Source organism: Allobosea sp. P4_C6 (assembly GCF_056402015.1).
The window spans coordinates 66630-79746 of record NZ_JBFUIF010000013.1; the positions used below are offsets into that span (position 1 = coordinate 66630).

Here is a 13117-nt window from a genome sequence, read left to right on the forward strand (position 1 = left end):
GTCTCTGGGTGAACGTTTCAGCCGGCGGCGGCCAGCGCGCGCTGATAGGCGCCACAGGATTCGCGGATGACGAGATTGGCGGAGCCGATGAAGGTTTCCGGCTCCGCAGCGGGATCGGCGATCTGTTTCAGCAGCATCGCGGCGGCGCGCTCGCCGAGCCCGACGGCATCGATGGCGATGGTGGTCAACGCCGGCGAGACATGGCGCGCCTCGCTGGTGTCGTCGAAGCCGACGATCGCGATGTCGCGGCCGACGACGAGCCCGTGCCGCGCCGCGGCCAGCATCGCGCCGATGGCGACGACGTCGTTGTAGCAGACCACCGCCGTCGGCCGGTCGCTGAGCGAAAGCACGGAGCCCATCGCGCTGAAGCCGCCGTCGCGCGTCGGCATGCTTTCGAGATTAAGTCCCGGATCGACCGCGTGGCCGGCGGCCTCCATTGCGGTGAGGAAGCCCCGATGCCGCTCCTGCCGGACGACCATCGAGTTCATGCCGCCGAGATAGGCGACGCGCTCATGGCCGAGATTGATCAGATGGCGTGTGATCCGGCTGCCGCCCGCCACGTTCTCCGGCACGACCAAGCCCGCCTGCGCGCCCGGCAGGCGGCGGATCGCCACCAGCAACGCCGTATCGGCGGCCTGGGCCCAGTCGAGATGCTCGGGGCGGGTATCGAGCGCGGGGCAGAGGATGATGCCGCCGGCACCATGCTCGCGCATCATGCGCATCACCTGGTCCTGCCGCACCACGCTCTCGGCGGTGTTGGCCATGAAGGCGACATAGCCTGCCATCTGCAGGACTTTCTCCACGCCGATCGCGAATTCGGCGAAGAACGGGTTTGAGAGATCGTTGAGGACGAGGCCGACGATGCGGGATTGCGCGTTGCGCAGGTTGGCGGCACCGCGATTATAGACATAGCCCAGCCGGTCCATGGCCTGCTGGACCTGCCGGCGCGTCTCGGGCTTGACGCTGCCGCGCCCGGTGAGGACGAGGGAGACCGTCGATTTCGAGACGCCTGCGGCGTCCGCGATCTCGATGATCGTCACCTTCCCCTTGCTGCCTTTCGGCTGCGACATCGTTTCATCCCTGAAGCATCTTGTGTTTTTTCTTATGGAACGTTCCATTATCAGTCTTACGAAAACAATGCAATATCCCTCTTTCAAATGATTTTATGCCCTTGTATAAGGCTGGAAAGGCGTTCTTGAACTGGAACGTTCCAATAAATTACACCGGAGGAAGCGATGGCCGAGATTACCCTGCCCCGCGCGGACGGCAGCAGCGAGCGCTACCGGCTGGCGCCGCCCTCCCCTTATCCCCGCACCGCTCCAGCCAATGGCGTCCGCACCGTCTACGCCGCCGCCCATGTCGTCGCCGACCCGCTGAAGCTGCAGGAGCCCTGGCGCATCCCGGCCGTGGATTGGGACGCGACGCTCGCCTTCCGCCACCACCTCTGGGGTCTCGGCTTCAAGATCGCCGAGGCTATGGACACCTCGCAGCGCGGCATGGGGCTGGATTGGCCGAATGCCGCCGAACTGATTTCCCGCGTTCTCGCCGAGGCCAAGACGACGCCCGGCGCCGATCTCGCCTGCGGCGCCGGCACCGACCAGCTCGATCCGCAGGCCGCGCGTAGCCTCGACGAGGTCATCCGCGCCTATGAGGAGCAGATCGGCCATGTCGAGAAGCATGGCGGCAGGATCATCCTGATGGCGAGCCGCGCGCTCTGCCGCGTCGCGAAAAGCCCGGACGACTACCTCTCCGTCTACGGCCGGCTGATCCGCCAGTGCCGCGGCAAGGTGATCCTGCACTGGCTCGGCGAGATGTTCGATCCCGCGCTCGCCGGCTATTGGGGCAGCCGTGATTTCCACCCCGCCATGGACACGGTGCTGACCCTGATCCGCGAGCACGCCGCAAAGATCGACGGCATCAAGATCTCGCTGCTCGATGCCGGCAAGGAGATCGAGATGCGGCGCCTCCTGCCCGAGGGCGTCGTCATGTATACCGGCGACGACTTCAACTATGCCGAGCTGATCGCAGGCGACGCGCAGGGCTTCTCGCACGGGCTGCTCGGCATCTTCGACCCGATCGCCCCGGCCGCCGCCGCGGCCTTCGCGAAGCTGGAGGCGGGCGACCGGGCCGGCTTCCACGCCATCCTCGATCCCACAGTCGCGCTCTCGCGCAAGCTCTTCGAGGCGCCGACGCAGCATTACAAATGCGGTGTCGTCTTCCTTGCCTGGCTCAACAGCTTCCAGAGCCATTTCCGCATGGTCGGCGGCGCCGAATCCGCGCGCGGCATCCTGCACTATGCCGATCTCTTCCGCCTCGCCGATCGGTCCCGGCTCTTCGTCGATCCGGATCTGGCGGCCCGCCGCATGGCGCATCTATGTGCCCTCAACGGCGTCGCCTGAGGGAAGGAACGCACCATGCATGCCCCCCTGCTCGACATCGAGATCTACGACCAGATCCGCGAGACCGCCCGGCGCTTTGCCGAAGAGGTCGTCAAACCCGTCGCCGCCGATCTCGACCGCGACGAGACCTTTCCCGCTGAGATCTACGCCCGAATGGGCGAGCTCGGCCTGTTCGGCATCACCGTGCCGGAGGAGTATGGCGGCGCCGGGCTCGACACCTTCGCCTATGCGATCGTGATGGAGGAATTGTCGCGCGGCTATGCCTCGATCGCCGATCAATGCGGCGTCGTCGAATTGATCGGCACGCTGCTCACCCGCTACGGCACGCCCGAACAGCTCAGGCGCCTGCCTGACATCATCGCCGCCAGGACCCGCATCGCCTATTGCCTGACCGAGGCCGAGGCCGGCTCCGACCTATCCAACGTCCGCACCACCGCGCGCGAGACGGCGGATGGCTACGTCATCGACGGCAGCAAGCTCTGGATCCACAACGCGCCGGTCGCCGATCTCGGCTTCGTGCTGGCCTCGACCGACCCCACCGCCGGCCATCGCGGCATGAGCATCTTCCTGGTCGACCTCCATGCGCCCGGCGTCTCGCGCGGGCCGAAGGAGCACAAGATGGGCCAGCGCGCCAGCCAGGTCGGCGGGCTCAATTTCGACGGCGTCACCGTCCCGCGCGAGGCCATGCTCGGCCCTAAGGGGCGCGGCTTCCACATCATGATGAGCGTATTGGAGAAGGGCCGCGTGGGCATCGCCGCGCTCGCCACCGGCATCGCGCAGGCCGGGCTCAAGGCCGCCCTCGGCTATGCCCGCGACCGGCGCCAGTTCGGCAAGCCGATCCTCGACAATCAGGGCCTGCAATGGATGCTGGCGGATATGGCCAAGGACATCGCCGCCGCCCGCGCCTTGACCGAGCGCGCCGCGCTCCTGATCGATCACGGCAAACCCGCGACCTCCGCCTCCTCGATGGCGAAATGCTTCGCCAGCGACATGGCGGTGGCGCAGACCGCCAACGCCGTCCAGATCTTCGGCGGCTCCGGCTATATCCGCGGTTTCGAGGTGGAGCGGCTCTACCGCGACGCCAAGATCACCCAGATCTACGAGGGCACCAACCAGATTCAGCGCACCATCATCGCGAAGGAACTGATCAAGGCCGCGCAATAGCGCGGAGGCCTGCCCGCGCCCCTCCCTTGCCGCCTCGGCGCGTGGCGCTCGACATTCGCCGCCAATCGCGGTCCGCTACCGAAAAGCGAATCCCGTTGCAGCGGGATTCGCCGAGATCATTCGGGAGGATCAGGGGATGAAGACGATCAAGGGACCGGCGATCTTCCTCGCCCAGTTCGCCGGCGACGCAGCGCCGTTCGACAGCCTGGCGAGTATCGCCCGCTGGGCCGCGGGGCATGGCTACAAGGGAGTCCAGATTCCGAGCTGGGATGCACGGCTGTTCGACCTCGCGCGCGCGGCCGAGAGCAAGACCTATTGCGATGAGGTGCAAGGCATTCTCAGCGAGGCCGGCGTCGCGCTGACCGAACTCTCCACCCATCTCCAGGGCCAGCTCGTCGCGGTCCATCCGGCCTACGATCTCGCCTTCGACGGCTTCGCCGCCCCGCAGGTGCGCGGCAATCCGAAGGCCCGGCAGGAATGGGCGGCGCAGCAATTGCGGCTGGCCGCAAAGGCCTCCCGGAAACTCGGGCTTTCAGCCCATGCGACATTCTCCGGCGCGCTGGCCTGGCCCTTCATCTACCCCTGGCCGCAGCGGCCGGCCGGGCTTGTCGAGACTGCTTTCGAAGAGCTGGGCAAACGCTGGCGCCCGATCCTCGATGCTTTCGACGAGGCCGGCGTCGACCTCTGCTACGAGCTGCATCCGGGCGAGGATTTGCACGACGGCATCACCTTCGAGATGTTCCTGGAGCAGGTCGGCAACCATCCGCGCTGCAACATCCTCTACGACCCCAGCCATTTCCTGCTGCAGCAGCTCGACTACCTGTCCTTCATCGACATCTATCACCAGCGCATTCGCATGTTCCATGTGAAGGACGCCGAGTTCAATCCGAGCGGCCGGCAGGGCGTCTATTCCGGCTTTCAGCCTTGGGCGCAGCGTGCCGGGCGGTTCCGTTCCCTCGGCGACGGCCAGATCGATTTCGGGGCGATCTTCTCGAAGCTGACGCAGCATGATTTCGACGGCTGGGCCGTGCTCGAATGGGAATGCTGCATCAAGGATTCCGAGCAGGGAGCAGCGGAAGGAGCGCCCTTCATTGCCAGCCACCTGATCAATGTCGCCGCGCGGGCCTTCGATGATTTCGCCGCCAGCGGCATCGACCTTGCCGCCAATCGTGCGCTGCTGGGGATAGGCTGACGACGTTCGGGAAACGCGGCCTCGCGCAGGCCGCGCCTTGAGCATGCGGAAACGTCAGGCTGTCAGCACGACGACGTCGTCCTGCCGGGCAAAGAAACTGTCCGGATGGCAGCGCCGCAGATTGGCCTCGCGCAGCTCGAGCTCCGGATCGGGCAGGTCCGGCGAATGATGCACGCAGGCAAGGCGCTTCGCGCCGGCGCACGCCAGCAGACGCAGCCCCGCTTGCCAGGTCGAGTGTCCCCAGCCGCGGTGAGGTTCGTAGTCGATCGCTTCGTCCCACATCGCGTCGTAGACGATGAGGTCGGCACCGCGGCAGAAGGCGATGAGATCGGGTTCCGGATCGCCGGCTGCATGCTCGTGGTCGGTCAGGATCACCAGCGTCCGGCCGCCATCGCGAAACCGGAAGCCAGCTGCGCAGGGATCATGCCGCAGCGCGATCGTCGCGATTTCAAGTCCCGAAAAGCCGAGTTCGTCACCCGGCGCAAAGCACGAGAAGCGAGGCTTGCCGGGAGCCTGCGTCAAGCCGACGGGGAAGAACGGCTCGGCAAACAGCGTCGATAGCTGCGCACCGGGATCGGCTGCCATGCAAGCCGGCACATGCATCGCGATCTCGCCCCGCATGCGCCAGAGCGGCGCGAACGCAGCCAGACCTATGACGTGGTCGAGATGCAAATGGCTGAGAAGAAGCGTCGCATCGCCCTCCTCAATGGCGGCCATGGCCTGCCCGAGCCGGCGCAATCCGGAACCAGCATCGACGATGATCCGGCTCCCGGCGATTTTGATCTCGAAGCACGTCGTATCGCCGCCGAAGCGCTCATAACAGCGGCCGGAGACCGGCATCGATCCGCGCGTACCCCAGAAGCGGATGCCGAAGCCGCAGTCGAGCAGCCCCACTGTTTCAGTCACGTTCCGAACCATCGGGGTCGCGCCTGGAGACGATCGCGACGTTGTCCTGGAGCCGTTTGACCATCAACCGCATGACGGACAACGTCATGTCCGGGAATTCTTCCAGCAAAGCGACGAACACCTCTTTGCGAAGCTTCAATGCCGTCAGCTCGCTGGTAGCACGGATGGTCGCCGATCGCACCTCGCCGGTGACGACGCCCATTTCGCCGACGATCGCAGGTGCTTCGATATGGGAGACGCGAACCGGCTTTTCCGGAGGCCCGATCAGGACGTCCGCTGTGCCGGCTATCACGACATAGGCCGAGTTGGATTCGGCGCCCTGCTCGAACAGCGGATCGCCCGCGGCGAAAACGGTTCGCTCGCTGGTGAAGGCCAGCAGCTTGATGCGCGCGAGATCGAGATTGGCGAAGATCGGGACGGCTCTCAACGCGCGGACATCATCGCGCTCGCCGCTCTCGCCTTCGGCCGGGAGCGCGGCGGCTGCAGGTTGCGTGCCGGGAACCGGGCGCAATCTGGCGCCGTCGAAGACCACGGAAATGTCCATCGGCACCTCGCCATCATACTCGCGTGCGACGACGATCAGGGTGCGGCCCTTCATGGCCTCGCGAAGGCGTCTCAGGATGGCTTTGCCCTCGGTCGGGCTCAAGCTGCTCAAGGCGTTGTCCAGGATCAGCAGTGATGGGCGTTTGATCAGGCAGCGCGCCAGCGCGACCTGGGTCTTGACCGCCGGAAAAAGCAGACGGCCAGCATAGCCCGCGGGCTGCGCCAGACCGATCCGATACACCTCGCGATCCAGTCCGAGATCGGCCAGGGCATCGCGAATGGCCTCGTCGACGCGCTCGCGCGTGCCGGCGCTGGCCTGGGTGACGCGGCCGAAGATAAGGTTCTCCCGGATCGATACGGCTCCCCATTCATTGGAGTCGTAGAAGTCGATGATCCCTGCACCGTCCTGCGAAATGCGTGCGCGGAAGGCCTGACGCGCCAGCAGGATGCGTCCCTCCATCTCCTCGTCGAGAAGACCCAGCCGGTGTTCCGGCTCGACATAGAGCAACGACAACCCCACGAAGCTGGTCCGGTCGGCTTCGCCCATCTGTCCGGCATCCGCCCGCGCAAGACGCTCGCGATAGGCGGGGAACTCCTCGGCCGCGATGAAGGAAAAGCTTTCGAACAGGAGGTGATCAGGCGTCAGATCCGAGAAGATTTCGAGCATGGTCGCGGCGATGCGCTGGCCGATCATCGTCAGATCGTCGGTCAACGCGAGCGCCTCGAGCACGTCCCGGGCGAGATCGTATTCAGCCAGCTTCGCCCCGCTGATCGCCGTCTTGTTCGGAACGCCGAAGAGGATGTTCTCTCCGATCGTGGCCGTGCGGATGTACCGAGCCGGATCATAGGGCTCGACGGCATCCCCAGCGCCTCGGGCGGCCAAAGCCCCGCGGATATGCGCCCTGATCGCCGGCAAACTGGCAATCAGTGAAGTGACTTCATCAGCCACGGACTTGCTCGCAAGGCCATGGCGGAACACGGCGTCGGAAAGGCCGACGATGCGCAATACCGCGGCCAGGTGCGTCTCCAAGGCCTCTTCGTCGGTCGGCGTCGAAGCCGCGCCACCGCTCATCCGGTCGACATCGGGGTCGGCCTGAGAGCCCGGGCCGCGCAGGCCGTAGACGATGTTGTCGCGCAGCGTTCCGTCGAAGATCGCTGGCTCGGCGCCCGCATAGGCGATGCAGCGACCGCGTGCCTCTTGCGAGATCGCGTCTATCGAGGCATCGCCGATCTTGAGCGACCCATCGCTCGGAGTGAGCCGTCCGCCGAGAATACGGGCAAGGCAACCGGCACCTTCGCCCGTTCCCGACAGCATGATGTGTTGCTTCAGCGGCAAAGCGAGGGAGATCCGGTCGAGCATGCGATCTCCCGTCGCGCTGATGGCCGTGAGCCCTTGCGCAGCGATCATGCCCGTTTCCGGAAGCTGGTCGAAGACGGGCTCTGCCGCCTGAATTCCAGCCTGAACCGAGGGAGTGGCGAGAGCGAACTGTTCCGTGACCTGTTGAAACTTGGCTTCGGCATCCAGCCTCTGCTGGTCCCAGTCGATGAGATCCTTCACGGGCGGTGGCAGATCACGATAGGCGGCGATCACCGCCACGAGTTGGCCGATCCCGAGACTTCCGGTCAGGGCCGCGTAGCCGCCGATCGTGTAGAACAGGAACGGTGTTATCTGAGCCATGAGGTTGTTGAGGGCCTTGACCGCGAATTTCCGCCCGTAAAGCCGGTAGCGAATACCGAACAGAGCTTCGAGCCTTTGTGCGACCAGCCCGCGTTCCAGCGCGGCGGTGCCATGGTTCGAAACCTCGTCCAGAGTCTCGACCACCTCGCCGATCTTCCCGGCCAGGGCGCGGGAGGCGATCTGGCGCTGCTTGCCGAGCCGGATCTGCTCTCGCCGCAATCGCGGAATGACCAGCATCTGCGATGAAATCATCAAGATGGCGACAATGCCGAGCAGCGTATTCTGCACCAGGATGAAGACGAGCGCGGTCATCGCCTGCCCGCCCAGGAAGACGGGCTGGACGAAGGCGTCGCCGACGAAACCGCCGATCGGTTCGACTTCGTCCTTGATGATGGAGGCCGCCTCGGCCGGCTTCAAACGCTGCCGTTGTTCCGGCGTCGACGAAAGCAGGGATGAGAACAGGCCGAAACGCAGGCGCTGCAACAGCCTTTCGCCAAGCGCCCCTTTCCTCATATTGATGACGTATTTGAAATACCCATTGATGAATATCAAAACGAGAAACGCAAAAGATAATATAAAGAGATACGATATGCGACTTACTGCGATTCCGTTGGATTTTATCTCGAAGCCAAAAGCGTTAATTCCGGAATTGAACGGCAGGATATTTACATATCCGCCTCCGTTCGGAAAATCCTTCCCCTGCAAAGCACCTGAGATAATATATTTAGGCAATTCGAGGGAGAGATAATAAAACGGAAGAGATATGACGACGATCGCAATAATACCTATCTGTTGCCGATAGCTGTTGCGCCAGACATAGGCAAACAGGCGGCTCGGGGCAGGCATTATGTGGATCGAGCCAAGCTGTGTGCCAATTTCGAAGCCCCTCACCACGGCGACTATCGCGTATTCTGGATGAAGGCAGGAATTCGGTCTCGCGCGCTATGCCGGCGGTCGCTATGAGCCGGAACGTTCCTGAGACCGAAGGATCGCAAGGCTATGCAAGGCGGCTTCAGGCCAACGAATACTTTCGAAGATACAGTATCCCGATAGCGATCTATACCCTAAAGTAAGGCACGAATATTTCAAGCCATATCGCGCCGCCCGCGACGCCGCCTTGCGGCCGAAACGCCGATCGCTTCAGGCCCGGGCTTCCACGCGCCCGGCGAAGCGCGTCGGTCTCGAAACCGATCGCGCACCGTTGACGAAGAACGGATCGGGCGCGGGGGCTTTCCCTCCCCGACGCCCGTGATGTCGCAGCCGGCAGCCAAAGCCGACGCGGTCTAGATTCTCGGTTCGCCGAGCGACAGCATCAGCCGGTTGGCCCAATTGAAGAACGCGGCCGAATGGATCAGATCGGCGATCGCGAGATCATCGAGGCCGAGATCGCGCAGCTTGCGCACATGCTCGGGGCCGAACGCGACCGGAGTTGCCGTCAGCGCCACGGACGCCTCGATCACCGCATTCCAGAGCGGATCGATGTCGGCGCCGACGCCTTCGTCGAGCAGGCGCTGAACCTCGTCCCGGCGCTTCGAATAGGTGCTCGCGAAGCGCGCATGGACCGAAGCGCAGTAGATGCAGCCATTGCTGCGCGAAACTGCCGCTGCCGCCAGCTCCCGCTCGGCGCGCGGCAGCCCGGCGCGGGTGTTGTAGAAGATGTCCTTGTCCGCCAGCGTGCGGAACCGCAGGATATCGGGATCATGCGCGAGCAGCCTGAAATAGGCGCTCTTGGCGCGGGCGATATCGACCAGCCCTTCCTTCTGGCGATCGGTCAGCGCCTCTTCCGGAACGGGATCGAGCCATGCTTCCCAGCCCAGCTCGGCCTGGGTGAAGGCGTTCGGTGCGGCGGCGATCGGGCGTTCGAGTGTGGTGTCGGTCATAGCGTCACTCCGTCGGGGCGGAATTCAAAGGCCGAGCACGCGCAGGCCATGCGCGGCGCGGATCTGGAAGGAGAGGAAGGCGACGATCTGCGAGAGCGTCACGATAGCCGATGTGCTCCAGCCGGCAGCCTGCAAAGCGTCGAAATCCGAGGCCTTGGCGTCGCGTGGATGAAAGACCAGAGCATGCGTATGCTCCAGAGCCGCAGAGAGAAGATCGCCCAGCTCCGCGCGGTCGGCGGCTGCTATGGCGAGAACCGGCCCGGCGGTGTCCTCCTGCGACAACGGGCCAGGTGGATATGCGCCGTACGGCCCACGCGTCGCGGCACGCTCGGCTTGCGCCCGGATGAGCGACGCGAGCGCTGACCCTCCGGCTTGCTGCCCGAGCAGCTCAAGATAGTGTTTCGAGGCCGCATCGTCGCCGTGAAGCAGCGCGACGAAGCTCGCCACCGCAAAACGTTCGCCAGGCGCCGCGCCGGTCTCGTCCTTGGCCTCGAACAGTGCCTCATAACTCGCCTGTGCGTTGCCACGGGTCTCGGGGCGCTCGCGTCGCAGGGCATCGAGCGGCGAGCCCCCGGCGATACCGGCAAGGCGGTCGAGGACGTCGATTGTCTGCTGGTTACTCATGGCGGGTTCCTCATGCCTGGACGGTGTTCGCGCCCGCCGGCTGGCGGGGCAGTTCGCGCTGTTCTGCGAGCGGGTCGCGCCCGCGCCAGCCGAGAGCCGGCGCAACCTCCTGCGCGGTCAGCTCGATCGAGCGCAGGGTCAGCGAATGCGGCGGGTCGACCGAATGGACCTGAAAGACGATATCCGTGACGCGCGGCAACACCGTGTCGGCAGCAAGCGAAGCAACCACATCCTCGGGCGTGCCGACATGGGTGTCCAGGGTCTTGATCAGCCCTGGCAGGCTGCGGTCAGCGATCTGGTGGCCGCTGGCAATGAAGCGATCGAGCACGCGGTTGAGGCCATGCTCGGCATGTCTCAACGCTTCCTGCCGGCTGTCGGCGACGAAGAGTGAGCGTGAGGCCATGATACGCGGCGCAGCGCCTCTCGGCAGGTTGGCGAGATAGGCGTCGACGATCGGGTGCTGGATTTCGGGCAGCGTCGCCTGCGGATTGCCGGGGCTGCGCGGCTGCGTCCGGGAGAGCATGAGCCCCGCCCCGGCCTTGCCGATGCGCTCAGCGCCCACAGCGGAAAAGGTCGCGTGCCAGACCCTGTCGGCCAGCGTTCCGGCCTCGGGGTAGAGCCTGTTCCTGTCATGGCCGAGCGCCGCGCCGCCCCAGGCTTCCAGCAGACTTTCGAGCTTGTCCGCGAAGATCGCGGTGCGCTGTTCCTTGTCGAGCCCGAAGGCGAGGAAGGTTTCTGGCGTCGCGCCGGTGCCGAGACCGACTTCGAGGCGACCTCCCGAGAGCAGGTCGACGACCACCGTATCCTCGGCCGTGCGGACAGGGTCCTCCATCGGCAGGATGATGATGCCGGTGCCGAGCCTGATCGTGCTGGTCCTGGCCGCGACATAGGCCAGGAACGGCAGGGGCGAAGGCAGCCCGCCCTCGTCGCGGTGGAAATGATGCTGCGCGACCCAGGCGCTGTCGAAGCCGTGCCGCTCTGCATGAACGATCTGCTCGGTTGCGAGCCGGTAGCGCTCGCGGGCCGGCGCATCGTCGAGAAGACGGGTGAAGAAACCCAGGCGTTTCACGCTCATGCCGCCTCCGCGCCGCCGAGATAGGCGTCCCTGATGCGGCTATCGACCAGCAGATCGGCAGCCTTGCCTTCGAGCACGATGCGGCCGGTCTGCAGGACATAGCCGCGATGGGCGATCTGAAGGGCCAGGCTCGCATTCTGCTCGACCATGAAGATGGCGACACCCTGACCATTGATATCGCGGATCAGCTCCAGCACCCGGTCGACCCAGAGCGGCGAGAGGCCCATCGTCGGCTCGTCCATGATGACGATGCGCGGCCGGCCCATCAATGCGCGCGCCATCGCCACCATCTGCTGCTCGCCGCCCGAAAGCGTACCCGCCTGCTGGCTCAGGCGCTGCGCCACACGGGGGAACAATGTCAGAATGCGTTCGAGATCTGCCGCGATGCCGGCCTTGTCGTCGCGCACGAAAGCCCCCATCAGTAGATTCTCGCGCACGCTCATCGCGCCGAACAGGCGGCGCGCCTCCGGCACGGTGCCGACCCCGAGACGCACGATCTGCGGCGTCTTGAGCTTCAGCGTCGAGATGCCGTCGACCAGAACGTCACCCGCTGCCGGCTTCACCAGCCCGAGGATGAGCTTCATCGTCGTCGATTTGCCGCTGGCATTGCCGCCGAGCAGGCTGACGATCTCGCCCTGACCGACATGCAGCGACAGGCCGAAATGGGCCTGCACGGGGCCGTAGAAGGTATCGACGTCCTTCAGCGCGAGAATGGGGTGGGTCTGGCTCTGGGTCATGGCAATCCCTTCATGCGGAAAGGGAAAGCGGCTGCGCCTCAGCCGCCGTTGGCTCGGCCGCCGAGTTTGTGGTCCCGACGCTGCCATGGCCGAGATAGGCCTCGATCACCTTCAGATCGCTGCGCACCGCGAGCGGTTCGCCTTCGGCGATCTTCTTGCCGTCGTCGAGCACGACGACACGGTCGGAGAGGCGCATCACCATGTCCAGCTTGTGCTCGATCAGCAGGATGGTCTGCCCGCGCGCCTTGAGATCGGCGATGATCTCGAGCATCTCCGCCGTCTCGGTCTGGTTCATGCCGGCGGTCGGCTCGTCGAGTAGCAGAAGCTTCGGCCTCGCGGCGAGCGCACGCGCGATCTCGACGCGGCGCCGGTTGGCGTAGGAGAGGCTGTAGGCCGGCTGGTCGATGCGCGGCAGCAGCCGGTCGCCGAAGATCGCCAGGATCTCGCGGACCTCCTCGCGCAGCGCCGCTTCCTCCGCCTTGACCGAAGGCGGGCGGATCAGCGCCAAAGCGAGTTCCGCCAGCGGGCCGATCACCGGCCAGGCGGGGCGGACGGCCTTGAGGCGGCGATGGGCGCCGACCAGCACGTTGTCGGCGACACTCAGATTGGCGAAGACGCGGCCATGCTGGAAGGTCCGGGCAAGCCCGGCGGCCGCCAACGCCTCCGGCGGCTTGCCGGTGATGTCGACGCCATCGAAGCGGATCGAACCCTCGTCGGGCCGATCGAGGCCGCTGATCAGGTTGAAGGCGGTCGTCTTGCCCGCGCCGTTCGGGCCGATGACGCTGACGAGTTCTCCCTGTGCAATCGACAGATCGACACCCGCTACTGCAGTGAGTCCGCCGAAGCGGCGCACCAGCCCGCGCGCCTCCAGCAGCGGAAGGGGGATGGCCGTGTCGGGCAAGGGGAAGGAGACGGTCAC

11 protein-coding genes are annotated in these 13117 nt (G+C 65.3%); 3 read left to right on the forward strand and 8 right to left on the reverse strand.

The features are described from left to right. Positions 1-17 precede the first annotated feature (17 nt). Positions 18-1070, reverse strand: a complete 1053-nt coding sequence (locus AC1DVA_RS11985; protein ID WP_265050305.1) for a LacI family DNA-binding transcriptional regulator — start codon at positions 1068-1070, stop codon at positions 18-20. A 165-nt stretch (positions 1071-1235) separates the two neighbouring features. Here AC1DVA_RS11985 and AC1DVA_RS11990 point away from each other — a divergent pair, with 165 nt between their 5' ends. The 3 genes from AC1DVA_RS11990 to AC1DVA_RS12000 all read left to right on the forward strand — a co-directional run bounded on the left by AC1DVA_RS11990 (position 1236) and on the right by AC1DVA_RS12000 (position 4755). Beyond that, positions 1236-2399, forward strand: coding sequence for a dihydrodipicolinate synthase family protein (locus AC1DVA_RS11990; protein WP_476806025.1), 1164 nt, complete (start codon positions 1236-1238; stop codon positions 2397-2399). Positions 2400-2414: 15 nt separating this feature from the next. Further along, on the forward strand, positions 2415-3563 hold the full coding sequence (locus AC1DVA_RS11995) for an acyl-CoA dehydrogenase family protein (protein ID WP_265050307.1): 1149 nt from the start codon (positions 2415-2417) through the stop codon (positions 3561-3563). A gap of 136 nt (positions 3564-3699) precedes the next feature. Next, positions 3700-4755, forward strand: coding sequence for a sugar phosphate isomerase/epimerase family protein (locus tag AC1DVA_RS12000; RefSeq protein WP_476806026.1), 1056 nt, complete (start codon positions 3700-3702; stop codon positions 4753-4755). 54 nt (positions 4756-4809) lie between these two features. Here the strand turns inward: AC1DVA_RS12000 and AC1DVA_RS12005 are convergent, their stop codons facing one another. The 7 genes from AC1DVA_RS12005 to AC1DVA_RS12035 form a co-directional block, all read right to left on the reverse strand. Further along, the gene (locus AC1DVA_RS12005) at positions 4810-5661 is read right to left on the reverse strand and encodes an MBL fold metallo-hydrolase (protein ID WP_265050309.1); all 852 of its coding nucleotides are present in this window, start codon (positions 5659-5661) and stop codon (positions 4810-4812) included. Continuing rightward, a complete protein-coding gene (locus AC1DVA_RS12010) occupies positions 5654-8194 on the reverse strand; it encodes a cyclic nucleotide-binding domain-containing protein (RefSeq protein ID WP_476806045.1) in 2541 nt (846 codons plus the stop codon). Before AC1DVA_RS12010 ends, AC1DVA_RS12005 begins: the two co-directional genes overlap by 8 nt. 971 nt (positions 8195-9165) lie before the next feature. Continuing rightward, on the reverse strand, positions 9166-9762 hold the full coding sequence (locus AC1DVA_RS12015) for an alkylhydroperoxidase domain protein (protein ID WP_265050311.1): 597 nt from the start codon (positions 9760-9762) through the stop codon (positions 9166-9168). A 24-nt stretch (positions 9763-9786) separates the two neighbouring features. Beyond that, positions 9787-10386: a CMD domain protein gene (locus AC1DVA_RS12020; RefSeq protein WP_265050312.1), complete on the reverse strand. Its 600-nt coding sequence runs from the start codon at positions 10384-10386 to the stop codon at positions 9787-9789. 10 nt (positions 10387-10396) lie between these two features. Beyond that, a complete protein-coding gene (locus AC1DVA_RS12025) occupies positions 10397-11461 on the reverse strand; it encodes a putative FMN-dependent luciferase-like monooxygenase (protein WP_265050313.1) in 1065 nt (354 codons plus the stop codon). After that, complete coding sequence (locus AC1DVA_RS12030; RefSeq protein WP_265050314.1) at positions 11458-12198, reverse strand: ABC transporter ATP-binding protein; 741 nt, start codon at positions 12196-12198, stop codon at positions 11458-11460. Before AC1DVA_RS12030 ends, AC1DVA_RS12025 begins: the two co-directional genes overlap by 4 nt. A gap of 10 nt (positions 12199-12208) precedes the next feature. Continuing rightward, positions 12209-13084 carry an ABC transporter ATP-binding protein gene (locus AC1DVA_RS12035; RefSeq protein WP_265054925.1) on the reverse strand — a complete coding sequence of 292 codons (876 nt, stop codon included), beginning with the start codon at positions 13082-13084 and terminating at the stop codon, positions 12209-12211. Between the last annotated feature and the right edge of the window lie 33 nt (positions 13085-13117).